The sequence below is a fragment of the Burkholderia lata genome, assembly GCF_000012945.1.
GTDB lineage: Bacteria > Pseudomonadota > Gammaproteobacteria > Burkholderiales > Burkholderiaceae > Burkholderia > Burkholderia lata.
Genome location: NC_007509.1, coordinates 1137852 through 1163813, shown reverse-complemented (window position 1 = coordinate 1163813; position 25962 = coordinate 1137852). Strand labels below are relative to the sequence as shown.

The 25962-nt window shown below is 65.8% G+C and carries 19 protein-coding genes and 1 pseudogene; 11 read left to right on the top strand and 9 right to left on the bottom strand.

Annotated features, from left to right (window positions below):
- Positions 1–31: 31 nt before the first annotated feature.
- Positions 32–2920, top strand: coding sequence for a glycoside hydrolase family 2 protein (locus tag BCEP18194_RS04955; RefSeq protein WP_011350226.1), 2889 nt, complete (start codon positions 32–34; stop codon positions 2918–2920).
- A gap of 124 nt (positions 2921–3044) precedes the next feature.
- On the opposite strand, the gene BCEP18194_RS04950 is transcribed toward BCEP18194_RS04955, so the two are convergent.
- Entirely contained in the window at positions 3045–3821 is a 777-nt protein-coding gene (locus BCEP18194_RS04950; protein WP_011350225.1) for a class I SAM-dependent methyltransferase, read from the bottom strand.
- 111 nt (positions 3822–3932) lie between these two features.
- Entirely contained in the window at positions 3933–4067 is a 135-nt protein-coding gene (locus BCEP18194_RS42240) for a hypothetical protein (protein ID WP_006405345.1), read from the bottom strand.
- A gap of 401 nt (positions 4068–4468) precedes the next feature.
- Here BCEP18194_RS42240 and BCEP18194_RS04940 point away from each other — a divergent pair, with 401 nt between their 5' ends.
- The gene (locus BCEP18194_RS04940; RefSeq protein WP_011350224.1) at positions 4469–4936 is read left to right on the top strand and encodes a hypothetical protein; all 468 of its coding nucleotides are present in this window, start codon (positions 4469–4471) and stop codon (positions 4934–4936) included.
- A gap of 70 nt (positions 4937–5006) precedes the next feature.
- On the top strand, positions 5007–5819 hold the full coding sequence (locus BCEP18194_RS04935; RefSeq protein WP_011350223.1) for an alpha/beta fold hydrolase: 813 nt from the start codon (positions 5007–5009) through the stop codon (positions 5817–5819).
- Positions 5820–5910: 91 nt separating this feature from the next.
- On the opposite strand, the gene BCEP18194_RS04930 is transcribed toward BCEP18194_RS04935, so the two are convergent.
- The 3 genes from BCEP18194_RS04930 to BCEP18194_RS04920 are packed head-to-tail and all read right to left on the bottom strand — an operon-like array spanning position 5911 to position 9982.
- Positions 5911–7899, bottom strand: coding sequence for a DUF4034 domain-containing protein (locus BCEP18194_RS04930; RefSeq protein ID WP_244272798.1), 1989 nt, complete (start codon positions 7897–7899; stop codon positions 5911–5913).
- A gap of 14 nt (positions 7900–7913) precedes the next feature.
- The gene (locus tag BCEP18194_RS04925; RefSeq protein ID WP_011350221.1) at positions 7914–8696 is read right to left on the bottom strand and encodes a DUF1266 domain-containing protein; all 783 of its coding nucleotides are present in this window, start codon (positions 8694–8696) and stop codon (positions 7914–7916) included.
- Positions 8690–9982, bottom strand: coding sequence for a hypothetical protein (locus tag BCEP18194_RS04920; protein WP_011350220.1), 1293 nt, complete (start codon positions 9980–9982; stop codon positions 8690–8692). The genes BCEP18194_RS04925 and BCEP18194_RS04920 overlap by 7 nt, the downstream gene beginning before the upstream one ends.
- A gap of 612 nt (positions 9983–10594) precedes the next feature.
- Here BCEP18194_RS04920 and ampC point away from each other — a divergent pair.
- The 5 genes from ampC (at position 10595) to BCEP18194_RS04895 (ending at position 17328) form a co-directional block, all read left to right on the top strand.
- Positions 10595–11764, top strand: a complete 1170-nt coding sequence (gene ampC / locus BCEP18194_RS04915) for a class C beta-lactamase (RefSeq protein ID WP_011350219.1) — start codon at positions 10595–10597, stop codon at positions 11762–11764.
- 163 nt (positions 11765–11927) lie between these two features.
- Complete coding sequence (locus BCEP18194_RS04910; RefSeq protein ID WP_011350218.1) at positions 11928–14048, top strand: hypothetical protein; 2121 nt, start codon at positions 11928–11930, stop codon at positions 14046–14048.
- Between the two features lie 12 nt (positions 14049–14060).
- Positions 14061–14321 carry a hypothetical protein gene (locus BCEP18194_RS04905; RefSeq protein WP_011350217.1) on the top strand — a complete coding sequence of 87 codons (261 nt, stop codon included), beginning with the start codon at positions 14061–14063 and terminating at the stop codon, positions 14319–14321.
- A gap of 37 nt (positions 14322–14358) precedes the next feature.
- A complete protein-coding gene (locus BCEP18194_RS04900; protein WP_011350216.1) occupies positions 14359–16500 on the top strand; it encodes a phosphocholine-specific phospholipase C in 2142 nt (713 codons plus the stop codon).
- A 141-nt stretch (positions 16501–16641) separates the two neighbouring features.
- Positions 16642–17328: an HAD family hydrolase gene (locus BCEP18194_RS04895; RefSeq protein ID WP_011350215.1), complete on the top strand. Its 687-nt coding sequence runs from the start codon at positions 16642–16644 to the stop codon at positions 17326–17328.
- Between the two features lie 12 nt (positions 17329–17340).
- On the opposite strand, the gene BCEP18194_RS04890 is transcribed toward BCEP18194_RS04895, so the two are convergent.
- The 3 genes from BCEP18194_RS04890 to BCEP18194_RS04880 form a co-directional block, all read right to left on the bottom strand.
- Positions 17341–18228, bottom strand: a complete 888-nt coding sequence (locus BCEP18194_RS04890) for a LysR substrate-binding domain-containing protein (RefSeq protein ID WP_011350214.1) — start codon at positions 18226–18228, stop codon at positions 17341–17343.
- Positions 18229–18349: 121 nt separating this feature from the next.
- On the bottom strand, positions 18350–18721 hold the full coding sequence (locus tag BCEP18194_RS04885; protein ID WP_050781553.1) for a cupin domain-containing protein: 372 nt from the start codon (positions 18719–18721) through the stop codon (positions 18350–18352).
- A 77-nt stretch (positions 18722–18798) separates the two neighbouring features.
- Complete coding sequence (locus BCEP18194_RS04880; protein ID WP_011350212.1) at positions 18799–19917, bottom strand: polyamine ABC transporter substrate-binding protein; 1119 nt, start codon at positions 19915–19917, stop codon at positions 18799–18801.
- 271 nt (positions 19918–20188) lie between these two features.
- Between BCEP18194_RS04880 and BCEP18194_RS04875 the strand changes: the two genes are divergently transcribed.
- Both BCEP18194_RS04875 and BCEP18194_RS04870 read left to right on the top strand, forming a co-directional pair.
- Positions 20189–21046: a helix-turn-helix transcriptional regulator gene (locus tag BCEP18194_RS04875; RefSeq protein WP_011350211.1), complete on the top strand. Its 858-nt coding sequence runs from the start codon at positions 20189–20191 to the stop codon at positions 21044–21046.
- Between the two features lie 43 nt (positions 21047–21089).
- On the top strand, positions 21090–21752 hold the full coding sequence (locus tag BCEP18194_RS04870; protein ID WP_011350210.1) for an ankyrin repeat domain-containing protein: 663 nt from the start codon (positions 21090–21092) through the stop codon (positions 21750–21752).
- A gap of 321 nt (positions 21753–22073) precedes the next feature.
- Here the strand turns inward: BCEP18194_RS04870 and BCEP18194_RS04865 are convergent, their stop codons facing one another.
- Positions 22074–24497, bottom strand: a complete 2424-nt coding sequence (locus tag BCEP18194_RS04865) for a right-handed parallel beta-helix repeat-containing protein (protein ID WP_011350209.1) — start codon at positions 24495–24497, stop codon at positions 22074–22076.
- 667 nt (positions 24498–25164) lie between these two features.
- Here BCEP18194_RS04865 and BCEP18194_RS39195 point away from each other — a divergent pair.
- Positions 25165–25953: pseudogene (locus tag BCEP18194_RS39195) on the top strand (IS5/IS1182 family transposase); the annotation flags it as partial.
- Positions 25954–25962: the final 9 nt, after the last annotated feature.

The window sequence follows — 25962 nt, the reverse complement described above, 5'->3', positions numbered from 1 at the left end:
CCGTCGAGACGACGCAATCCGGGAGAACAACATGAAATCGCAATCGCGCCGGAAATTCCTGTCTTACAGCGCAGCACTCGCCGGCTCGGGCTGGCTCGCGGGCTGCAACGGCGATATCGATTCGACGTCGGGCGCCGTCGGCACGCCAGGCGCCGATGGCCCGGCGACGGTCGCGCCCACCGTGCCGGGCGTGCCGAGCGACCCGGAACACAGCCTGCTGGCCGCGCAGGAGCTCGCGACGAACTGGACGTTCGCCTCGGCGAGCAGCCTGCCGGGCGCCGGCGGTGCGCAACTGTCGGGCGCGGCCGGCGTGACGGGCATGATGCCCGCGACGGTGCCCGGCACCGTGCTGAACAGCATGATCGTCAACGGCAAGTATCCCGATCCGCTCTATGGCCGCATCGTCACGGACACCATCCCCGATACGCTGAAGGACACCGACTACTGGTACCGGACGACCTTCGCGGCGCCGGCACGGCAGCCGGGGCAGCGGTTGTGGCTGCGTTTCGGCGGCGTCAATTACTGCGCCGAGGTCTGGCTGAACGGAGCGCTCGTCGGCCGGCTGGAAGGCGCGTTCAAGCAGGGCGCGTTCGATATCTCGCGGCTCGTGCCGCAGGCGGGCGGCGCGGCCAACCTCGCGGTACGCGTGGTCAAGCTGGATTTCTCCGAAGGGCCGCTGCTGCCGAGCTATAAAAGCGGCGTCACGCGCGGCGGTCGCAACGGCGGCCCGACCGGCGTCACGCTGAAGAACGGGCCGACGTTCTTCTGCTCCGCGGGCTGGGACTGGTTGCCGACGATCCCCGATCGCGAGCTCGGCATCTGGCAGCCGGTGACCTGGTTCACGACCGGCGCGGTGCGCATCGCGGCGATCAATGTCGCGCACACGCTGTCCACCGACCTGTCGCGTGCCGAGCTGCGACTCGATCTCGAACTGGACAACGGCTCGGGTGCGGATCTCGTCGCCACTGTCGTCGGCACCATCGGCAACGGTGTGCCGTTCCGCCACGACATCGCGATTCCCGCATCGAGTACGACCACGAAGGTGTCGCTCACGTCGTCGGATATCGCGGCGCTGTCGATCAGGCAACCGCGCCTGTGGTGGCCGAACGGGTATGGCGAGCCGAATCTCTACGCGGTGAAGGTCGGTGTCGACGTCGCGCACCGGCGCTCGGACGAGCGCACGCTGAATATCGGCCTGCGCCGCATCGAATACGCGCGCGACATCGGCATGGGCCAGCAGTTGAGCATTACGGTCAACGGCCTGCCGATCCTCGTGATGGGCGGCAACTGGGGGCTCGACGAAGCGCTGAAGCGCATTCCGCGCACCCGGCTGTTCAACCAGGTGCGGCTCCATCGCGACGCGAACCTCAACCTGATCCGCAACTGGAACGGGCAGAGCACGAGCGACGATTTCTTCGACGCATGCGATCGCTACGGGATCCTCGTCTGGCAGGATTTCTTCTTCTCGACCGAAGGAGACGGATCGGGCCCGGCCAATGTGCCGCGCGATCTCGACAACATCCGCGACGTGATCGCACGCAACCGTCATCGTCCGTCGATCCTGCTCTGGTGCGGCGGCAACGAAGGGTCGCCGCCGCCGGCACTCGTCAAGGGGCTCGACGCGCTCGTCGCCGAGCTGGACCCGCAACGCCTGTGCCTCACGAGTTCGGCCGGCGATACGGGCGCCGGCGCGGTGAACGGGTATTCGTCCGGCGGTCCGTACAACTGGGCCTCGCCGCAGGCCGCGTTCAGCCGCGGCTACGGCACGACGTCGGTCGCGTTTCACAACGAAGTCGGCTCGCATTCGATCCCGACGCTCGAATTCGTCGAATCGATGCTGCCGCCCGGCTCGTACGAATGCCCCGACGATTTCTGGGCCGATCGCGACATGAACGGCAACGGTGCGTACTACCCGGCGGTCGGCAAGCAGGGCGGTGCCGGGTACATCGCGATGACGGCGCTGCGCTACGGCGCGATCCGGAATCTCGCGGATTTCGTGCGCAAGGCGCAGATGATGAACTACGAATGCATCCGCGCGATCTACGAGGCGAACGCGGCCGTGATGATCGGCCCGGTGGCCGGGAGGATCACGTCGCCGGCCACCGGCGTGATCATGTGGATGACGAACCCCGCACAGCCGAGCTTCGTGTGGCAGATGTACAGCCACGATCTCGAGGAACATGCGTCGTTCTTCGCGGTGCAGCACGGGTGCCGTCGCGTCAATGCGATTCTCGATGCCGGCACGGCCGACGTGACGATCGCGAATCACACGGCGGCAGCCGTCACCGGCCGCGTCGAGATGCGCGTGTACAACCTCGACGGCACGCTGAGCAGCCGGACGACCGCGGATGTCGGTGGCGTCGCGAAGGCGTCGTATCGTGTGGTGGCGAATCTTGCGTCGGCGCTGGCTGCCGCGAAGTCCGACGTGTGCATCGTCGCGCTTGCGCTGACCGATTCGGGCGGCACGACGCTGGCCGAGAACGTCTACTGGCGGCAGCGCGACGGGGGCGACAACGCATACACGTCGCTCGACACGATGCCCGGTGCGGCGGTTTCCGTCAGTGCGACATCGACCGAGACCGACGCGACGACGACGCGCATCACGGTCGACGTCGCGAACATCGGCACCGCCGTCGCGCTGATGACGCACCTGCAGGTGTTCGACCCGTCAACCGGCGTGCGTGTGCTGCCTGCGTTCTACAGCGACAACTACCTGAACCTGGTACCGGGCGCGAAGCGGCAGGTTACGATCGACCTGCCGCATGCGGGCGGCGCGCCGGTGCCGCGCGTCGCGCTGCGCGTCGACGGGTGGCGGCTCGATCGCCCGAACTGCCGGCTGGGGCTAGGCGGCGTGCCGGTCGTGTTCAACGAGCGCGCGCTGGCGGTCGCGCCGGCGGTGCCGACGTTCGCGGCGTGCTGATGGTGGCGTGTGCTGCGCAAGTGCTGTGTAAGTGCTGCATGATGCCGCGCTAGCGGCAGCGAGCCGGTGAAACGCCGCGTGAATGCGCGCGGCGCTCGTTGCCTGCCGGATGGCCGGCAAGCCGTTACGGATTGAGGAATTTGGCGAGCCAGCGCGGTGTCGCCGCGCGATCGAAGACGACCTGCAGAGAGGTGCCGAACGTGCCGTATTCGAGCCCGTGGCGCTGGGCAAGCAGCGTCAGCGACTGGGGCGTGTAAAACGAGATGTGCCCGTTGCGCGGCACGCAATACCACCACTGATCGATGCCGTGCTCGATGATTTCCGGGGTGATCAGCGACGTCTGGAACAGCAGCGCGCCGTCGGGTTTCCGGTAACGCATGATCTCGTCGAAGAGGTCGAACGGCGCCGGATGATGCTCGAACACTTCGAACGACAGGATCGTATCGAACTTGCCTTCCGGCGGAGCCGGGTGCGAGAACGGATCGTACGACGTCACGTTCGTGAAACCGCGCGATGCCAGTTTCCGTTCCAGCAGGCCCAGCCCCGAGCCGAAATCGAGCATCCGGCCTTCCCGCATTTCCGGAAAGCTGGTGCAGATCAGGTCGGCATGCTGTTGCGGACGGATCTCGAGATACTCGGGATCGTGGCGCGCGTAGTCGGCGTTATAGACATGCTGCGCGAAATCGTCGTGGGTCCAGTTGTCGAACATCGGGGCCCACGTGAAGCCGCATTGCCCGCATGCGTGGTAGTAGACCGGAACCCCCGCATACGGGTCGACTTTCTTCCCGGCAATGATGTCGGCGCCGCAGCGCGAGAAATCGACCAGGCCGCAGATGGGGGCGTGGGCCGCACACACTTTGCAGGCAAGGGCTGCCGGGTGGCGATTCAGGTCGTGACTCAAATCCCGTTCTCCTGTTCGCCAGCGAGGCGTGCGTGTGACGGATGGTGCCGCAGAGGCTATCACAGTCGCATCGGCCGTCGCGACCGTGCGCGGCGGCGTGGCCAGGCGCGCCTACGGACGAAGCAGATCGAACCCGCCGAATACGACGACACCGCTCAACGCGATCATCGCGACGGAGTGCTGGCCGAAGTAGAGAATCGCGGCGGCAAGCCACGTCGTGATGCAGAAGGCGCCGATGCGGGCCATCGTGGGTTCCTCGAATGCGTGATGAAGTGCGTGCGCGCCGCATGGCGTTCGCCGCTCGAATCGGCGAGCGGGGTACGCAGGCGGACGGCAAAGACGACCCGCGCAGCGGCATCCGCGGCGCCGGCACCCGTTGCGTGCCGCGCCCGGAGGGGCGGGGGTCGAGACCGGCGGCGTTGCGCGCGCGTGCCCGAAGGCGGTGGGCGCGCGAGTTTCGCTGGCGAAGCGGCAATCTTACCAGCGCCGTGGTGCCGCCAATCTGGCCCTTTCGCGGCTAAAACACGGTGATCTGCGGCCAAATCAGTCCGACCCCGATATTCAAGTTTCATGTGACGAATGCCGTAAACAATCTGGAAGGCGTTCCTTATTCCGTCACGACGCCTTCCAATACATGGACCGACATCATGCAGATCGACTTCTCCACGACCACGCGATCCCCGCTGGCCGACAGCAGCGCGACCGCAACCAGGCCCGCCGCGACATCGTCCACCGGCGACGCCACGAATGCCACGAACACCACCGGCACGACCGGCACCAGCGGCACGACCGGCACCACCGGCACGAAGGATTCGACCGGCGCTACCGGCCAAACGCTCGGCGCATCGGGCGCGTCGTCGGAAGACCCGGCGGTCAGCCAGTTGAAGGCGCTGATCGACCGGCTGCAGAAGCAACTCGCGGCACTGCAGCAGCAGATGGCCAGCGCGGCGCAGCGCGCGAAGGACGACCCGGCCGCGGCGATCGAACAGCAGTCGCTGAGCGCCGAAGCCAGCACGATCTCGGGGGCGCTTTCGACCGCGATCTCGCAACTCGCCGCGGCGCTCGAGAAGTCGGGTGGCTCGACGGCGGGCGGCCTGGTGTCGACGCAGGCCTGACCCGTTACGGCCGCGTCGGCCGTACGCATTACAATCGTAAGCCTGTCTCCCTCGAAAGGACGGCTGAACGATGAATGCGGAACTCAACGACGACGATCTCGCCCGCTTCGAGTCGCAAGGCGGCACGCCGCTGCCGGCGGCCGACGAGCAACGATGGCTGGAACACGACGGCGCGCGCATCTGGCACGCGTCGTTCGGCCACGGCCCGGCGGTCGTGCTGCTGCATGGCGGCCTCGGCCACAGCGGTAACTGGGGCAACCAGGTGCCGGCGCTGCTCGCGGCCGGCTACCGCGCGATCGTGATCGACAGCCGCGGCCACGGCCGCAGCACGCGCGACGACCAACCCTATTCCTACGAACGCATGGCCTCGGACGTGCTCGCGGTGCTCGACGCGTTGCACGTCGATCGTGCGCGCTTCGTCGGCTGGAGCGACGGCGCGTGCATCGCGCTCGTGCTGGCCGATCGCGCGCCGGAACGGGCGGCCGGCGTGTTCTTCTTCGCGTGCAACATGGACCCGAGCGGTACGAAGGAGATCGTGCCGGGCCCGCTGCTCGACCGCTGCTTCGCGCGGCACCGCAAGGACTACGCAGCACTGTCCGCGACGCCGGACCAGTTCGACGCCTTCGTCGCGGCGGTCAGCGAAATGATGCGCACGCAACCGGATTACCGCGCGCAGGATCTCGCGGCGATTGCCGTGCCGGTCACGATCGTGCTGGGCGAGCACGACGAATTCATCCGGCCCGAGCACGCGGCGTACCTGGCGCGCACGATTCCGGGCGCGACGCTGACGACGCTGCCCGGCGTGAGCCATTTCGCGCCGCTGCAGCGGCCTGAGCGGTTCAACGCGGCGATGCTGGGGTTTCTCGAGCGGCTGCCCGGGTAATACGCGGGACGACCACAGGCTGATTTTCCGGTCGGGATTCGGACGGCCCGCGCGGCCCGGCCGCGGGCGCGCGCATTCACCGCCCGGGGGCTCACACCATCGCGTTGTCGGCGCCGGGAATCTCGTGCGCCTTGATCTGCTTGCGATGCAGCTTGTACAGCAGCTTGCCGAGCATGCCGTCCTCGTGGTGCGAGCGCGTCATGTTGACCACGTATTCGTCGTCGGGCGCGACGGCCTGTGCGCCCATGATCCAGCGCACGCTTTCGCGGTAGTTGTAGAGCGACTTGTCGCGACCGTCGCAGAGGAAGCCCGACAGCGCGGCCATTGCCGCAGGATGACCGCCTTCGGCGTGCCGGCGCAGTTCGTCGATATAGCGATGGCGGGACGGGATGTCGTCGAGATCGCCGATGAACATCAGCAGGCATTCGAGGCCGTCGGAGTGCCCCATCTCGTGCGCCTTGCGCGCCGCCTCGACAGCCTCGATCTTCATGCGCTGGCGTTCGGCTTCGTCCTTGCTGGCTTGCGCGATGTGGTGATACACGTAGCTGAGCTTGTAGGCGCCCATGTTGCCGTCGTCGTCCATCGCCAGGCGGTAGTAGTGCGCAGCCTTGTACAGATCGACCTCGACGTGCATGCCCTCCTCGTAGAAACGCCCGAGCAGGTACTCGCACGAATCGCCGCCGGCCTCGTAGCCGAGCTGGCAGATCGCGAACGATTCCTCACTGCGCCGATGTCCGCTGCACAGCGCGTACGCCACCTGGTTCCATGCGAGCGAGCCGGGATCGCTGACGCGCGCGGCGTCCAGCCAGGCCACGCCGCGCGCGTCGTCGCGGGCGAAGCCGAATGCGCCGGCGCGATGCCCGTAACCGCGCAGGATCATCGCCGCCGTACACGCGCGTGCGTCGGATGCCCGTTCGATCGCGCGGGTGAACCACGTGCCTTGCGGATCGGTGTCGAGCATCAGCCGTATCGCGACCGCCATCGCGGCGTTGTCGTTGATCGGCTCGTTGCGCTCGGCTTCCTGCAGGCGTGCGTAACCCTGTGCGAATTCATCGCGCATGTAGTGCGCGTGGGCCAGCCAGTACAGCGTTTCCCAGCGATGGTAGGGATGCAGTGCCGCTTCGGCCCGCGCCAGCGTGACGGCCATTGCACGCCGCGCGTCCTCGGAGTCGTCGTTCGGCTCCAGCGTCTCGCCGTAGTACTCGTCGCGCCAGATCTCGTGCAGCAGCCGGTCCTTCTCGACCGCGTCGAGGTGCGCACACGCGTCGGAATCGACGAACGCGCGGACGTGGTCGTGCGAGCCGCCCCAGCGCGGCTGCATGTACCAGATGAACGTGCGCATCGAGAAGTACTGGTGCGGGTGGATGTGCAGCGTTGCCTCCATCCAGTACCACTTTTCCTTGCGCAGCTTCTTGCCCTGGACGGGGCCGGGCAGCGCGTCGGGAAATTCCGCCGGGCAGGCGACCGGCACGTCGGGATTCAATCCCGAGCGCGCGAGCATGCGCTGCAGTTCGGCGCGCGTGGCTTCGTCTTCGGCGCCGATGTTCAGGTGCAGTTCGGTGACGGGCCAGCGGCGCTCGCGCACGAGCTGCGTGAGCCACTCGGGCTCGCCGAACGACGACACGCTCGTGAAGATCACCTTCGGCGCGCTCCACATCGTCGGTGCGAGCACCAGCGCGCGCAGCGCGGCGACGATCGTCAGCGTCGCGCACGCATGCGCGCCGATCCAGCCGGCTTCGGTCACCGTCTCGGCCCAGCCACCGCCGCGATACTCGTACGCCCAGTGGTGCCAGTAATGCGCTTCGCACAGCCACGCGTGTGCGGAGCGCGGATTCGCGGCCTGCCATGCGCGCAGGCGCGCGAGGCCTTCGGCGCCGGCTTCGATGCACGGCTGCACGTCGGCCGGCAATGCGTCGACGTACAGCGCTTCGGCGGTGCGGTCGGTGAAGCTGGCCGCGAGCGCGGCATCGAGCTGCGTGTCGAGCGCGGCGAACTCGCCTGCGCGCAGCAGCGCGTCGACGTCGCAGATGAACCAGCGGGATTTCGCGGGGGGAATCAGGTCGGCGGGAACGGAGGACATGTCGGTGTCGGCGGTCATGACGAAACGGGTTGGGGATCGAAGATGCGGTAGCGCTTCCACGGCAGCGAAAGCCAGTTTCCGGACGGATCGCGCAGGTGCTCGCGCACTTCCTGCGTGGCGCGTGACGACGCGGGGCCGTCCTGGCCGCTGCCGCGCAGCCAGTGCTGGCGCGCGCGTGCATACGCGAGCCCGAAGTCTTCCCAGCTGTCGAAGCTGTCCTGCGCGCGCTGGGCATTGAGCAGCAGCACGACCCACGCATGCTGTTCGGACGCCCAGCCGAGCAGCGCGATGCAGCGCACGAGAAACGCGGTGCGCGCGCAATCGAACGCCAGCGCGTCGCGCACGCGGCCTTCAGCGGCAAGCTGTTCGTAGAAGCCTTCGTGCGAGCGGCCGACGCCGCGTATCCAGCCGGCAAGGATGGCCGGCACGCGCTGCACGATCTGCCACTCGGGCAGGTCGGCCGGCAGGTCGAGTTCGCGTCGCAACTGGGCGGCGAGCTTGTCGCGCTGCGCGTCGGGCAGCGTGTACACGAGGTCGTCGCAATCGCAGCGCAGCCCGTTGCGGATCAGCAGGATGTCGGCGAGTGCAAGCGACCAGCGGCGGCGGTTCGGCGGCGCCTGGTCGGCGAGCGTATGGGCGAGCTTGACGGCCGCGGTCTGCCGGACCGTGACCGCGGCGTCGGCGCCCGCGGCCTGGTCGGCGTCGACTTCGCGCACCATCCGCCGGGCGATACGGAACGAGCGCCACAGGTACCGCACGAGCCACAGCACGGCGAGACCGATCAGCAGTTTCAGCATGACGGGCTCCCGTCCGCCGTTGCGGGAAACACGAGCGCGGCGCACAGCGCGGGATCGATTGGAATACCTTCGATCGCGAAGGTTGCCGTATTGGCCGGCGGCGCGTCCGGCTCGCGCCCGGCTGGCAGCGCGTCGGCCGGCAACGCATGGCGAGCGGCCGCTGCAACGGCCGGATCGATCTGCCGGAGCTGGCCGAGCGCATAGGGCGCGTTGCGCAGCAGCAGCCATTGCAGCACGGCCGGCGGCTGCGGGAAATGCTCGATCAGGTGGAAGTTCTCGCTCATCACGCTCAGCAGATGGTCGGGCGAGCGAACGTCGGTGACGAAGGTCCATTCGCCGACCGCCGCGCCGGTCGTCTCCGGCTCGAACACGAGCCCCATGCCTTCGCAATCGGGATGACGTTCGCCGCGCGGCGCGAGCGCACGCAGGAACTGGCGGACGTCGTCGGCGTAGCGGCGCACCGGATGGCGGTTCTGCTTGCCCTTGATCTGGTCGATGCGCAGGCCGTTGCCGGTTACCTGCAGGCTGATCGTCACGTGCGGCTGGTTGCCCGCACCGCGCAGCGTGAACAGGCGCAGCCGGCCCTCCTGTGCGGCTTGCGCGTACTGTTCGCCGTAGCCGCCGCGCAGCCGGCGGCGATCGGCGAACTGGCCGAGGCAGTGCTGCATGTAGTACGACTCGTAGGCGAGTTCCTCGCGCAGCGCCGCATGATCGCCGGCGAATTCGAACACGATCCCGTTCGGCGTGCGCAGCACCTCGCGCAGCGCGAGGCCGCTGCTCGGCACCCAGCCCTTGTCGCGGCGTGCCTGCATCCGCTGGTGCTCGCGCTCCCACATGTCGAGCGCCATCGTGCACGTGATGCGCTGCAGCTTCTGCGCGAGCCGCGTGCCGGCGCGCGAGCGCAGGAATTCGACCAGCACGCGCTCGCGGTCGGTCAGCAGCATGTGCTCGGGATCGATGAAGTAGAGCGGCTTCGGCTCGTCGGCCGGCAGTGGCACCGGCTCGGCCGCCGTGCCGGCGGCCGGTTGCGGGCGGAACCGGCGCACGAGCCAGTCGGGCGCCGGCCGGTCGGCGCCGGCGAGTGCGCGGTACTCGGCAAGCGAATCGAGCGGCTGCGCCTGCTCGAATGCGCCGACGACCCAGCGGAAGAAATGGTTGCCGAGCCACGCGCAGATGTCGGCCGGATCGCCGCGCTCGGCGCTGCGGCGTGCGATGGCCGCCTTGATGTCGGGCGCATTGACGACATCGCGCGGCCGATAGGCGGGCGCGGCCACGGTTTCGGTCACGGGGTTACTCTCCGGTCAGGCAGGGCGTGCGCAGGCGATGCGCGCGGGACCCTGGCGGTTCTTTCGGCTGGCGGGCGAAGCAGCGAACGGGCGCGCGAGCGGAGCGCGGCGGCGTGGCGTGTTCGCGCTGCGGGGCGGTCGATGCGTGAAAATCACGCGACCGGGCAGCAGCCAATGACGCGGGAGCGGGCGATCAGCGAATGGCGATTCATTGTTTCTCTCAGGATGGATCTTATTTTTTGCTTTCGCGAGTCTACTGCGATCCGCGCCGGTGAATCAATCACGCGGTGTGCCCGCGTATGCGGATCTGACAAGACTTATCTCTTTTTCACCGATTTTCGATGCGGTGCGATTCGGCCGCCGGATTGCACGCTGTTAAAACCGACAGGTTTTTCAAGCCAAACAACGAATGGCCAGGGAATGGCCTCACGGCGAATCAAGGCTTCGCTTATCTCATAAGTTTTTCTTTCGGCTCGCGCAACATATCGTCGATTGTTGGCGGCGGGCAGGCAGGGGATAGTCCTGCTTCGGCAGGCCGGCCACTGCGATTTCCGCGTGGCGCGGCCGGATCCGTTGTCCACGCAACCATCAGAAATCAAAGGAACCGCAACCATGCGATTCAACGCGACACGCTTCGCCGCGACCCTGTTCGTCGCCGCGTGCGCCACCGCCACGGCCGGCCGCGCGGCCGCCGCCACCCAGGACGACCTCCACGACACCGTCACCCGCTACATCGCGCCGCTGATGAAGCAGTACGCGATTCCCGGCATGGCGATCGGCATCGTCGCCGACGGCAAGCCCTACGTGTTCGACTACGGCGTGATGTCGACGCAAACCGGCAAGCCCGTCAACGGCGACACGCTGTTCGAAATCGGCTCCGTCAGCAAGACGCTGACCGCGACACTCGCGGCCGACGCGCAGGAGGGCGGCGAACTGTCGCTGGCCGACCCGGCGGGCAAGTACCTGCCCGCGGTGCAGGGCAAGCCGTTCGGCGTCGTGACGCTGCTCAATCTCGGCACGCACACGCCGGGCGGCATGCCGCTGCAGGTGCCGGACAGCATTCGCGACGACGCGGGCCTGATCCGCTATCTCGATGCGTGGCGGCCCGCGTATGCGCCGGGCACGTATCGCACGTATTCGAACGTCGCGATCGGGATGCTCGGGTGGCTCACCGCGAAGGCGATGCACAAGGATTTCGCGGTGCTGATGGAGCAGCGGCTCTTTCCCGCGCTCGGGATGACGCGCACGTACATCAACGTGCCGGAAGCACGCCAGGCCGACTATGCACAGGGCTATACGCAGGACGGCAAGCCGATCCGGATGACGGGCGGCATGCTGTGGCAGCCGGCGTACGGCGTGCGGACCACGGCGGCCGACCTGCTGCGCTTCGTGCAGGCGAACATGGGACTGATCGAAACCGCACCGCGCCTGCAGCGCGCGCTCGAGCGCACGCACACCGGCTATTTCCGCGCGGGGCCGCTGACGCAGGACCTGATCTGGGAGCAGTATCCGTATCCGGTCGCGCTGCCGACGCTGATCGAAGGCAACTCGATGAAGATGCTGCGTAACGGGGTAGTGGCCACCGCGATCAAGCCGCCGCTCGCGCCGAGCGCGGATACGTGGATCAACAAGACCGGCTCGACCAACGGCTTCAGTACCTATGTCGCGTTCGTCCCCGCGAAACGGATCGCGATCGTGATGCTCGCGAACCGCAGCTATCCGAACGAGGATCGCGTGAAGGCCGCGTACGGGATCCTCGGGGCGCTCGACGGCCGACGGTAACGTTTCCACCGAAGAGCCGGCGGTTCCACGTGGCCGGCTCTCCCCAAAAAAACTGATACCTGTATCGGCGCGCTTCTGCAAAACGAAATACGTGCATCGCATCCCCTGAGCAGAATCCGGGCAGATCTCCGGGCGTGTCCGGATAGTCCAGTCAGGGGGAAACATGAGGAAGACCACACTCGCGCGGCTGCTGTGCGGGCTGACCTTGGTCAGCGCGCTCGGCGCATGCGGCGGCAACATGGATGGCACGGGCGGCGCGGCAGGCGCGTCGGCGAACGCGGCCGGCGGATCCGGCGGCACCGATAACGGCAAGGGCAACGGCGGCAACCCGCCGGGCCAGCAGGTCGCGAACCGCGCGCTCGTGATCGAGCTCGACGGCGTCACCTATGCGGCACTGCAGGCCGGTATCGCGGGCGGCACGCTGCCGAACCTCGCGAAGCTGCACGTCGCGCCCGCCTACAGCGGCGGCGTTAACGGCCTGCCGTCGCAGCAGCCGAACCTCGACACGCCAAGCTGGGCCACGCTGCTCACCGGCGCGTGGGCCAACCGTCACCAGGTGCTGTCCGACGCACCGAACCAGGCGCTGCAGGCACCCACCACCTTCGACGCGCTGAAGACCGCGAACGCGGGCTTGCTCGGCGCGGCCGTCGGGTCGCCGGCGCTCGCGTCGCTGCTGACCGCCGGGCGCAACGCGGGCAGCCTCGACACGCTGGCGAACTGCGCGGCGGTCGACAGCTGCGTCACGCAGCAAGGCGCCACGATGATCCAGCAGGGTTACTCGCTCGTCGTCGCGCAGTACCACTCGGCGCAGGATGCGGCGCTGAACTACGGCCTCGGTGCGTCGGCGTACGCGAATACGCTGCAGCAGCTCGACGCGGCGGTCGGCGCGCTCGTCGCCGAAACCGCGAAGCGCAACAAGGAGAACTGGCTGGTCGTCGTGACCGGCGGCCACGGGCTGAACGCGGCGGGCGGCAGCGACGGCCTGCCGCTGCTGTCCGAATCGACGACCTTCATCGCGATGAACCAGGCCGACAACGGGCGGCTGGGCAGCGCCGCGCAGCCGGCATCGCTGGCCGACCTGCACACGCGTGCCAGCATCGCCGATGTCGCGCCGACCGTGCTCGCGCAACTCGGCGCGCTGCCCGCGCCGTCCGCGTATGAAATGGACGGCGGCGAACTGATCGGCACGCAACCGGTGTCGCAACTCGCCGGCGCGACGAGTACCGACGGCCACAGCGTCGTGCTGACGTGGGTGGCGCCCGCGAGCGGCGCGATCGCGGTGTACCGCGCGGGCCAGCAGATCGCGACGCTGCCGGCCGGCACGACGACCTATACCGACAGCAATCTCGGCCTGACCGCGGCCGGTACCTACAGCTTCGACTACGTGGTGACGGCGGGCGGTGCGCCGCTCGGCAATATCGCGCGGATCGCATACGTGCCGCCGCCGCCCCCGCCGCCGCCGCTCGCGACGACGCTGAAGAACGGTCTTGCGTCGTACTATCCGTTCGGTGCGCTGCCGGCCGTCGATGCGCTGAACGCGAGCACGATGGGCCCGTTCTCGGCCGCCGCGAACGGCGGCTCGCTGACCGCCGATCCGTTCGGCGGGCAGGCGTTGCAGGTGACGACGCAGACCGTCGACACGAACGGCTACGACGGCTACCAGCTCGTGCAGAACGCCGATATCGCGACGCAGGCGCAGTTCACGATCGGCATGTGGCTGAAGACGCCGTGTACCGATGTGGTCGGTTTCGGCACGCCGGTGTTCGCGAACAAGAACTGGCAGAGCGGCAAGAACGCGGGCCTCGCGATCGGGCTGTTCCCGCAGGCATCGGGCGCGCCGTCGGGCACCTGCAACATCCAGTACAACGCGGGCGACGGCACCACCCGCAACGACCTGAAGACGATGAGCGTGACCGCGAATCAGTGGGTGTATGCGGCGTTCGTGATCGACACGGTCGGCAAGACGATGACCGCCTACACGTTCGACCCGGTGCTCGGCGAGCAGAAGCAGAGCACGCCGCTCACGGTGTCGGCGGCCGCGTTGCCGGGCCTCGGCACGAAGACGTTCGGCGTGAACGAGGACGGCACGGGCCAGTACCACATGCTCGCGTGCGGGTACCCGGCGAGCCACTACAGCGGCGGCTATACGGTCAACGCGTGCACGACGGTCAAGCCGAACGTGGAGAGCTTCTCCGACGTCGCGATGTGGAACCGCGTCGTGACCGAAACCGAACTGCAGTCGGTCGCGGGCTCGGGCAAGCCGCTGTCGACGATCCTTCATTGACGGAGTGCCGACATGACCATGACGAACCTGCGCCGCGTGCGCGTCGCGCTCGCCGCCTGCGTATTGAGCGCGCTGGTCGCCGGCTGTGGTGGCGACGATTCGGGCGGCACGGCCGCCAGTGTTGCGAAGGCGAACGCCGCGCCGGCAGGCGCGGGCGGCGCGAGCGCGCCGGTACCGATTGTCGTGGCGCCGGGCGCCGGCCCGTGCCCCGCCTCGGGCACGGCCGCGCTGCCATCGCCGTCGCTGAACTCGCAGCTGCGCTGCGCGCCGTAACGCGCGCGCCTTTCCGGGACGACCTACCTTCTCGACCATGACTTCCATCGACCGCCGTTCGTTTCTCCGTGCCGCCGCCGCCGGCACGGCCTTCTCGATGTTCCCGCCGGCGATCCGGCGCGCACTCGCGATTCCGGCCAACAACCAGACCGGCACGATCAACGACGTGCAGCACGTCGTGATCTTCATGCAGGAAAACCGCTCGTTCGACCATTACTTCGGCACGATGCCCGGCGTGCGCGGTTTCGGCGACCGCCTGACGATCCCGCAGCCGGGCGGCACGCCCGTGTGGCAGCAGAACGACGGCAAGCGACCGGTGCTGCCGTTCTACCTCGACAGCACGAAGGGCAATGCGCTGCTCGTCGGCGGCGCGCACTCGTGGACCGATTCGCACTCGGCGTGGGACAACGGCCGGATGACCGCGTGGCCCGCGTCGAAGGGCGATGCGTCGATGGGCTACCTGCGGCAGTCCGACCTGCCGTTCCACTTCGCGCTGGCGAACGCGTTCACGCTGTGCGATGCGTATCACTGCTCGCTGCACGGCGGCACCAACTCGAACCGGATCTTCCTGTGGACCGGCACGAACGGCCCGACGGCATCGTCGAACGTGGCCGTCGTGAACAACGACGGCTGGGACGGCCTCGGTTCGTCGAAGACGGGCCTGACGTGGACGACCTACCCGGAGCGCCTGCAGGCGGCCGGCGTGAGCTGGAAGGTCTACCAGAACATGCCGGACAACTATACCGACAACCCGCTCGCGGGCTTCGCGGCGTTCCGCAAGGTCAACGAGACGGTGCCGGGTTCGCCGAATGCGCCCTATACGCCGGCGATGGAAGCGCTGTCGCCGCTGTACAAGGGGATCGGCAACACGATGCCCGACGGCGGTTTCCTGCAGTCGCTCGCCGACGACATCGCGGCGAACCGGATGCCGCAGGTGAGCTGGATCGTGTCGCCCACCGCGTACTGCGAGCACCCGGGCGCGTCGACGCCGGGGCAGGGCGCGTACTACCTGCAGCGCCTGCTCGACACGCTGACCGCGAACCCGGACGTGTGGAGCAAGACCGTGCTCATCGTGAACTACGACGAGAACGACTGCTTCTTCGATCACATGCCGCCGCCGAACGCGCCGTCGCGCAACGCGGACGGCACGTATGCGGGCAAGTCGACCGTGACCACGCAGTACGAGTACTTCACCGTGCCGAACCCGTCCGGCGATTCGTCGCCGCTCGCGCCGGACGGCCGCCCGTACGGGCCGGGCCCGCGCGTGCCGATGTTCGTCGTGTCGCCGTGGAGCACGGGCGGCTGGGTCAACTCCGAGGTGTTCGACCATACGTCGGTGCTGCGCTTCATCGAGCAGCGCTTCGGCGTGCAGGAGCCGAACATCAGCCCGTGGCGCCGCACGGTGTGCGGCGACCTGACGTCGGCCTTCAACTTCAAGAACCCGAACGGCAACCCGACGACGTCGTTCCCGGCGCCGACCAAGGCCGCGGCCGATGCGCAGCACGTGCAGCAAAGCCTGCAGGGCGCGGTGCCGGTGCCGTCGGTCAGCACGCAGCAGATGCCGGCGCAGCCGGCCGGGACGCGCCCGTCGCGTGCGCTGCCGTACGAGCTGCACACGAGCGCGAGCGCCGATGTGTCGGGCGGGCTGGTGTGGCTCACGTTCAGCAATACCGGCACGGCCGGTGCGGTGTTCCATGTGTACGACAAGCTGCATCTCGATCGCGCGCCGCGCCGCTATACGGTCGAAGCGGGCAAGCAGCTGTCGGATTCGTGGCGCGCGGTGGCCGACGATGCGGGCAACTACGACCTGTGGGTGCTCGGGCCGAACGGCTTCCTGCGCGAATTCCAGGGCAACGTCGCGAAGGCCGCGAGCGGGCCCGTGCCGGAGATCCGCGTGTGCTACGACCCGGCGAACGACGCCGTGTACCTGACGATCATGAACGTCGGCAACGCGGCGAGCCAGGTCACGGTCACGTCGAACGCGTATCGCACCGATGGCCCGTGGAGCTACTCGGTGCCGGCCGGGATGCAGGTCGAGCCGTACTGGACGCTCGCCGCGTCGAGCGGCTGGTACGACTTCACGCTGACGGCCGAGAACGGTCTCATGCGCCGCTTCGCGGGCCGTGTCGAGACCGGCAAGGACAGCATCAGCGATCCGGCGATGGGCGTGTCCAGCTGACCGGCGCCGGCCGCGCGGCCGGCGTCGCATCACCGGTTGCCGCCGGCGCGCCGACCCGCGCCGGCGGCGTTTTGTGCGCGGCCTCGATTCGACGGGGCCGCGCGTTTTTCATTCATTCCTGTTCACACGACGCTTCATTCGATGACGCAACTCGCGCTTTTCGATCTCGACTTCACCCTCATTCCGTTCGACAGCGACCAGGCCTGGGGCCATTTCATGGTCGAGCATGGCCTGATCGACGCGGCCGAATTCGCCCGCATCGACGCCGCGTTCACGGCCGGCTACGCGGCCGGCACGCTCGACATCCATGCGCACCTGTGCAACATGCTCGCGCCGCTCGCCCGCTATTCGCGGGAACGGCTCGCGCACTGGCACGCATGCTTCATGGCCGATGTCGTGCGGCCCGCGATCTCGCCGGCCGCGCTCGATCTCGTGCGTCATCATCGTGCGCGGGGCGACCTGTGCTGCGTCGTCACCGCGACGAATGCGTTCATCACGCGGCCGATCGCGCGCGCGTTCGGCATCGACGCGCTGATCGCGTGCGAGCTCGAAACCGTCGACGGGCAGCCCGATTCGCGCTATACGGGGCGTCCGTCCGGCGTGCCGAGCTATCGGGAAGGGAAGATCGTGCGCACCGACGCGTGGCTCGCGTCGCGCGGGCTCGCGTGGTCCGACTTCGAACGCAGCTGGTTCTACAGCGATTCGCACAACGACATACCGCTGCTCGAGCGTGTCACCGATGCGGTCGCAACCAATCCGGACGAGCGGCTGCGCGCGCTGGCGACGGCACGCGGCTGGCAGATCGTGGAGCTGTTCGAAACGGTGTGAGCCTGCGCGCCGTCACGCGCAGGCCCGCGTGCTTTCGTCGTGGCGTTCGACGTTGGCCATGAATGCGGTAATCAGCCGCGTGTCGGCGCGCGCGTCGAGGTAGTACAGGTATTCGTGCATCGGCGGCAGATCGTCGGCGAACGCGACCGCGCGCAGTTCCGGATGCGCGCCGACCTCGCCGCGCGGCATCAGCGTGCAGCCCATGTCGTGCCGCACGGCCTCGCGGATCGCTTCGCGACTGCCGAGCTCGATCGCGTTCGCGGGCAGCCCGATGCCCGCGTGCTTCAGCACGTGTTCCATCAGCGCGCGCGTGCGCGAGCCGGCCTCGCGCAGCAGCAGCGTCTCGCCGGCCAGCGCGGCGAGCGCGACCGACTCGCGCGCGGCGAGCCGATGCGAACGGTGCACGACCAGCACGAGCGGATCGTTCGCGATCGTATGCCGCACGAAACGCGGATCGTCGTCACGCTGCGACGATACGGCGACATCGCAGCGGAAATCGACGAGCGCGTCGAGCACCTGCTGCGAGTTGCCGATCTCGATGCTGATCTTCACGGCCGGATACTGGCGCCGGAACGCGGCGATCGCGGGCAGGATGTAGAACGGGCCGGTGGTGCCGATGCGCAGGTTGCCGGTATGCAGTTCGCGCTCGTTGCGTAGCGCGAAATCGATATCGTTCTCCATCTGCAGCATCTGTCCGATCATTGGCATCAGCGACGCGCCCGCGTCACTGAGATCGAGACGGTTGCCGCGGCGATGGAACAGCTCGACGCCGTAATGGCGTTCGAGCTGCTGGATGCGCGTCGTGATCGTCGGCTGACTCACGTCGAGGCGCTTCGCGGCGGCGGTCACGCTTCCCTGGCGGGCGGTTTCGTAGAAGGCGGCGAGAAGCAGGGCAAGCATGGCGACACACGGGACGAGACGTGCGGAAATTACCGGCCGCGTGTGTCAATTCCATGTCATTGGCGTGGATGTGCGTGGCAAATTGGGGCGCGATGTGGCGTACTTGACACGCGGCCGTCGCTTATTCGGGCGGCTGCTCGTCGTAGGCGACGAAGATCTTCCGCGTACGTTCGACGACTTCCCAGGTGCCGCGAAAGCCCGGCGGAATCACGAAGCGATGGCCGGCGCGAAGGGTTTTCGCGTTGCCTTCCTCGTCGGTGATCACCGACGTGCCTTCCAGGATCTCGCAGTATTCGGCTTCGGTATACGCGACGTGCCAGTGGCCGGGCGTGCTTTCCCAGATGCCGGTCGAGAAGCGGCCACACGGGCTCGTGAAGCCGGGGGTGAGCGTCTGCAGCGGGTCGCCGGCAATCAGCTTCTCGGGCGCGACGCGATACGTGGTCGGCTCGCCTTGCGGGGCGAGTGCGTCGGTAATGGATGAAACGTCGATCATGGACAACATCCTTCTTCGGGTTGAGCGGAGTGCGCCGCCGGCGCGTCCGCAGGATTGTATGCCGGCGGCGGGCCCGGTCAATTGCCGGTTTTCAGTTGTTGCCACAGGCGGTTCTCGAGCCGCGCGATGTCCGCGGAACGCGGCTTCGAGAGCGTCATCCTGTCGAGCACGTCGGCGGGCAGGTACACGTTCGGATCGTGCGCGACGGCCGGCGTCACGTATTGATGGGCCGCCTTGTTCGCGCTCGGATAGTAGATCTCGTTGGTGATGTCCGCGTTGACCTTCGGGTCCTGGATGTAGTTGATCCATTGCAATGCGGCCTCCGGATGCGGCGCATCCTTCGGAATTGCCATCACGTCGAACCACAGGATGCCGCCTTCCTTCGGGTTCGCATAACGAATCTCGTAGCCGCGTTTCGCCGCGATCGCTTCGCGGCGCGCGACGCTGACGTCGCCCGACCAGCCCAGCACGACGCATACGTCGTTGTTCGCGAGATCGTTGTTGTAACCCGACGAATTGAACTGCGTGATGTACGGGCGCACCTTCTTCAGCATGTCGAACGCCGCGTGGTAGTCGGCCGGGTTCTTGCTGTTCGGATCCTTGCCGATGTACTGGAGCGCGGCGGCGAACACGTCGTCCGGCGCATCGAGGAACGACACGCCGCAGCCTTTCAGCTTCGCCACGTTGGCCGGATCGAACACCAGTGCCCAGCTGTCGAGCGGCGCGCCATCGCCGAGTGCCTTCCTGACCGCCTGCACGTTGTAGCCGACCCCGTCGGTGCCGTAGGCCCACGGCACGCCGTACTGGTTGCCCGGATCGGATTCCGCGATCTTCTTCATCAGCGCGGGATCGAGGTTCGCGAGATTCGGCAGCTTCGACTTGTCGAGTTTCTGGTAGACGCCGGCCTGGATCTGCTTTGCCATGTAGTTCGAGGTCGGCACGACGATGTCGTAGCCGGAACTGCCGGCCAGCAGCTTCGATTGCAGCGTGTCGTCGCTGTCGTAGACGTCGTAGCGGACGTGTACGCCCGTCTGCTTCTGGAAGTCGGGAATCGTGGTTTTCGCGATGTACTCGGACCAGTTGTAGACGTTCAGTTCGGCATCCGCAGCATGGGCGGGTATTGCCGACAACGGCGCGAAACAGGCGGCGGCTGCGATCGCAACCGGGAAGGCGAGACGGAAAGCGCGGACGATCATGGTCACTCCCTTTCGAAACGAGGGCGGCGCGTGGCATCGCGCACGCGCGCCGCGGGTCGGTCGATGAGGCTCGCGGCGGTTCGCTGTGCTGCGTGTGCACACCGGCGGGCCTCGCCGAATCTCGGGGATGACTGTATGCGGCGGCTGTTGGCGTGTCTGTCCATGAAATCCGTACAGCGGACCCGCGGCACGCACCGGAAACCCGCGCGCGGGAATTGGCAGCGCACTTTTGGCGTGGTAACGGTAAGCGTCCCGTTCTCCCGTGCATCGTATGACCGACCATGACGCCGATACGACGATCGATATCCAGCTGGGCCAGCTCGTCTTCATGTCCGACGCGCTGTCGGCCGTGGCCGCCGCGATCGGCTCGCCGGATTTCGTCGCGGTCGTGTTCGAGAGCCTGACGCGCATCGTCGATTGCGATTCCATTCATCTCGATTACGAGGACGAATCGCTGCACGATCGCCGGGTCGGCTGGATCGGCAGCTATGGCACCTATCCGGACCAGATCGAGCGCACGATGACGCGCTACTACCGCGATTTCGCACGGATCGACACGACATTCGACTGCATCCGCGGCGAACGCGACACGCAGCTGCTGCAGCTCTCGACGCTGCGGCTGAACCCCGAGATCCGCCGCGCGTTTTACGACACCGAGGACATCCACGACGAGTGCGTGGTCACGTATCGCGTGGACGAACTGACCTATGCGCTGTCGGTGTGCCGCGCGCGACGGCTGCCGGCGTTTTCGCTGAAGGAGCTGAGCATCGTCCGGCATGTCGCGCTGATCGTGTTGCCGCTGGCGGTCGCGCATCGGCGCATCGTCGGCGATCGCCCTGCCGATGCGGACGCGGATGCGCCACGCGCGCAGGAAAGCGGTGCTGCGCAGCGCCTGAACGACGTGTTCGGGAAGCTGACGTCGCGCGAATCGGAGGTGTGTGCGCGGCTCATACGCGGCAGGAAGACGCAGGACATCGCGCACGAACTCGGCATCCGGCCGTCGTCGATCGATACCTACGCGCGGCGCGCGTTTGCGAAGCTCGGCATCGAATCACGCCGCCAGTTGCTGAACCTGCTGCTGGATCATGACGTGCTCGATGCGTCGTCGGCGCGGAGAGGCATTGCGTGATCGCGCGCTACGATAGCGCTGGCCGATACACCAGGAGAGCCGATTGAGCATCACATGGGATGGAATCACGGGCGCCGACGTGCTCGACGACGCACAGGTCGCGAGCCGGCACGCGTTGGCCGATGCGGCGCGCGATGGCGACTGGGCGACGATGCTGGGTCTCGTTGCGAAACAGTCGAGTCTCGTCAATGCGACCCGGCTGGGCGGCACGTCGCGCTATACGCCGCTGCATCAGGCTGCATATGGCGGCGCACCGGAAGAGGTTGTCGTCGAGCTGTTGCAGCTCGGTGCATGGCGCATGTTGCGCGATGCACAGGGTGCGCGCCCGGTCGATCTGGCCGAGCAGCGCGGGCATCGACATCTGGTCGACCTGCTGACGCCGCAGCCGCGGCGTTTTGTGCCCGACGGGACGCTGCGTGACATCCAGCACCACTTCCACGACATGATTCGCGGCCGCATCGCGCACCTGCGCGTCGACGCGCTGCGCCTGCCCGAACTCGAGCCGCTACTCGAACTCGACGCGCAAGCCGAACGCGTGTGGTTCGCGGTGCCGGGCATGTACGGCGGGTTCGGCTATGCGCTGCGCAACGACGGCGCCGCGGCCGTGCTCGTGTCGGAAAGCTGGAGCCGCGTGGCCGGCGGGTCGGGCCAGCGGCACGAGATCACGGCGGACGGGAGCACGCTGGTGGAGGAGGGGTTCGTGTAGGCGCGGCAACGGATGTCGCCGCGCGAGGCAAGCCTGGCGTTGGCTTCATCAAGGCTGTCGGGCAGGCCGAAGGGTATGCCGACCGACCAGGCAGGACTGGATTCGAGGCGCGCACCGTGCATATCGGCACGACGCTTGGAACGAACAGGATGGCGACGGAAGGGGGCGACCACGCATGTGTCCGTTCGACGCTCTCGCGATATTTGCCAGGGCCGCTACCCTCTACGGCGCCCGGCATCGATGTCGGACGGAGCGCGGGGAGCCGAGTGACGCAATCATCATCGTCGATCTCCCCGCGTGCGTGTCGCCGTCACGTCCGTGTCATTGCCCCAGTCTCGGAATCATTGTGACGGTGGGGGCGGCGCTGTAGGAGATCGTCATGGCGTCTCCCGGTTTGAGATCGATCATGCCGTTCGTCAATCCGGTTGCAAAAGCCGTTTGTCCGTTCCGCGAGACACTGATTGACGTCACGGTGCCACCGGCAACCGACATGCTGACTGCGCTCAGGTTGCTGTTGGCAAACGTCCACGGCGAAGCACCGACCGTCTCCACGATAGGCGTTAGCGGGACAACTGGACCAACGAACCCGTTTTGCGCGAAATTGTCTTCACTCCACGACGTGTAATTCCACGAACTCGAAAAAATCAGACCGGAAACCGCCCGAGGATAATTGACCGGCTGGGCCATATAATTTCCTCGTAATTTAAGAGATGCACCCGTCACGAGTGCGCCCGCCGCAATCAGATAGGCGTCTGCGTTGCAGCAACCGATATTTTCCCCGATAGTGCCGCTGATCTCCGTCAAATATGTGCAGGAAGGGTCCAGGTAAATTCCGGCCTTGGCGATGCCGGATAGATGATTTTTCGAAACAAGGCATTCCCTGGTATTGAACAGCTCGATTCCATTGGTGTTGTTCAATGAGCCCGTCCCGGTGAAGGTAATGGAGGCGCCACTGGCAATTCCGCTACCGGTAAAGTTATTGGACAGGGTGACGGTCGGGCCATTTCCATTGCCGGACACGGAGGTCACGTAAGTGCCGATCGGGATATTCGTTCCGGATACCCCTTGTCCCACCGCACACCCGCGCGCCGACGGATACGGCGTGAACGTCAAGGTGTTGGTTCCCGATGCTGCAGCGATCGAGGTCGCGAGCGTCTGCGATGCCATGCAGACCATCGGCGTGAAAACGATAGACGCACCGCTTGCGATGGCGCTCGTCGTACCTTGGCTCAGCGTCACCGAATTCGCGGTCACACCGATCACGAAGGTTCCGGCCGCGATATTGGTACCGCTGACACCCTGTCCAATCGACACACCGGTCGTTTCATCGCCCGGCGAGCCAAAGCCGTAATTGTCGTTGTAGGCAACCCCGGTCGTTGTGGCGAAGGTGAGCGAGGTGGCGCCGCCCGAGGCCGAGGCCGTTGTCGCGATCGTTGCCCCGAACAAGCCCACACCAGAAAAGATCACGGTCCCACCGCCAGGGACGGTCGCATTCTGGTTCAGCGTGACCGTCGATGCAGTAGCGGAAACAACCGTACCGATTTGCACGCTCGTCGAGCCATTGAAATACCACGCCGTCATGCCGACGACCACGCCCGGATTATTGGCGAAGTTCAGCGTGCGGGTGGCCGAAGCTGCACTGATTGTCGTCAACGGGAATCCGTTTTTATTTTTTGGATCCCATCCGTTTATCAACTTGTTTTGCGAAATGCTGATCTGGGTATGAGTGCCTCCGTTGCTGATGACGGCTATTGGCCCTCCCGCCGAATTCTTGATTGTATTGTTGGTGACGTCGATGTGGGAGTTGTTGAACCCGGTTGCTGCGCTGATTTGCAGCGCTGCATAACCGTCTGAACCGTTCGTAAAATCAGGAAACGCACTGATATTGGAAGAAATGCCGCATGTATCCAGGATGTTGTCGGCAACTTTTATATTGGCATTGCCGTACGTCGCGTAGCTCGCTTCCGATGCAATATAAATGCCCGCACACTGGGAGTTATAAATCTGGTTCCCCGTGACCGTTATCTCCTGGGCGCCGACGATGGCGATTCCTCGGGCGTATTTTGTCTGGTCGACGCGATTATTGGAAATGATGATGCGTCGCGGGCGAATGCCGTCTTGTTGATATCCGACGACGGCAAATGCATCATCGCCGCCGTTTATTACTTCGTTGTTCGTGATGGTAATGTCGGAGCTTGCTCCGGTGACGTGAAAGCCATCATGCCAGAGATTGCGTAGCGTATTTCCAAACACCTTCCCGTTGACGCATGCACGCATCATGACGGCTTGACTCGCGGCGTTGTTGACTTGACATCCGGATATCTCGAACAGGCTGCAGGATTCCAGATTGACCGGGCCGGCGCTCTCGCTGCTGTAGTACCCTGCTGCATTCTTTGAATAAAACTGCAAATTCTGGATTTTGAAATTGCTTGCGTTGTTCCAGTAAATGGATGCGTTTTGACCTTGTGAGGTCGTGCACTGAAGAATCGAATTCCACCCGGCCCCTATTATTGACGCGGTTGCGGTCAATGTATTGCTGTACAGATAGGTCCCAGGCGGAAAGTAAAGGGGAATCCCTGCATTCAAGGCCACCTGGAGCGCCGCCGTATCGTCAGTCACCCCGTCGCCCATTACGCCAAACCGTCTCACGCTCATCGGCAGATCGACCAGTTCCTGCAGGAGCGTGCGAGCGGTCAGACCCGTTGCGGTGCCAACGATGAATGTGGCCGGAAATTCGGTAGTCATTGAGCGCCTCGTATATCGAAAATTGATGGTAATTTTGGTAAATGGAAATTAATCCATCGAGCGATGGATAATTAAAATCCATTGGCTTTTATCTTGGTTGGTGCTGGGGGTGATAGTGGAAATTACGCGCTCGGCGCACTGTTCTTCAGGTTGTGTAAAGGGGCGCGAGCACGATCAATCGTACGTGTTGATTTTGAGGTTCGGGAATATTTTTTGAGAACGGTGCGGTAAATAACAAAAGTCAATTTTGGATTAAATCGAGGGTCATTGATTCGCAATTCATTGCTTGTGGAGTTATTTTTGTGAATTGGATGGCAGGAGAGGGCCGGCGAAGTGATTCCTGATTGATTCGATGAGGGTGTGGTTGTGAGTTTTTTTCACAACGATCCGTGCCTGGGCGCTGAAGAGAAATCAGTCTTGCCGCGCCAATCAATCTGAATTGAGAGCATGACCAAACGGACATCGCGGGAGCCGGTGCGCGATGTATGCAACGATGCTTCCTCCGATGCAGTGTGGTGATCGAGTCAATCACTTGGAACTGCATGCATTGAGGACCCGCGTAGCATGTGATCCGAGGGTAAGAGAGGGTTTCAGACAGGTTTCTCGGGCGAATCACCTTGCCCGCAAGTGGCTAACCGTGGGTATGGGAACACCTGAAACCGAGAAGGTGGGCAAACCTGTCATCGACGACGAACTGACGACACGAATCGAGTCGTTGCTTCCACTATTCAATCCACGGTGCGAGAAGGATCCAGGCCGCTTGCCCGTTTTCATCGCGCGCAGTTGACAGGCATCTTGTTCGTGCTCAAGACACCGGGCTGTGTAGGCACGACCTGCGCGCCGAGAGGGGGCTGCCTGGACTTGGCATGTTGGCGACGGCTAGGCGATTGCAAGGCAGCCGGCGTGTGGCGCTGTCTACGCGAGTTGCCGCTCGCGAAATTGCGCGCGGCGGGCAGACCTGATCGGCTTCTCGCGCGCCTTCGTTGATTCACATCAATTCGTGCTGTCGGGGCGGGCCTGAAGCTGGACCCAGCCCTGCCGATTGCGCGCGGCCCCAGGTACCCCATCTCCACCGATGCCAGCGGTACGCCGCTTATTACGATCCCGGCTGGCGAAAACATCCACGACGTTACGCAATGACTACCGCTGATCGCCACGATTTCATTGATGCGCGGATTGCGTGGCCACCCGCTGCGCAGACTACGAGTGGTCCATGTCGATCGTGATGGCGACGTTGAGCGACATCGACGCGCGTTGCATGGCCGCGCGCCGTACCGAACACGGTGGCGATCCGGGCAAACGCCGCCGGGTCGTTGACCGCATTCATGCGTTGCTGAGGGACTTCCGTCGCACCCGAGTCGGGTTCGCGCGCCATGCCGGCATGCACGGCGCGTTCCGCGGACTCGGTTGCCGTCCGATCTGCCGGATGACCCTCCGGCGCGCTGAACTTGCCTTGACGAAACGG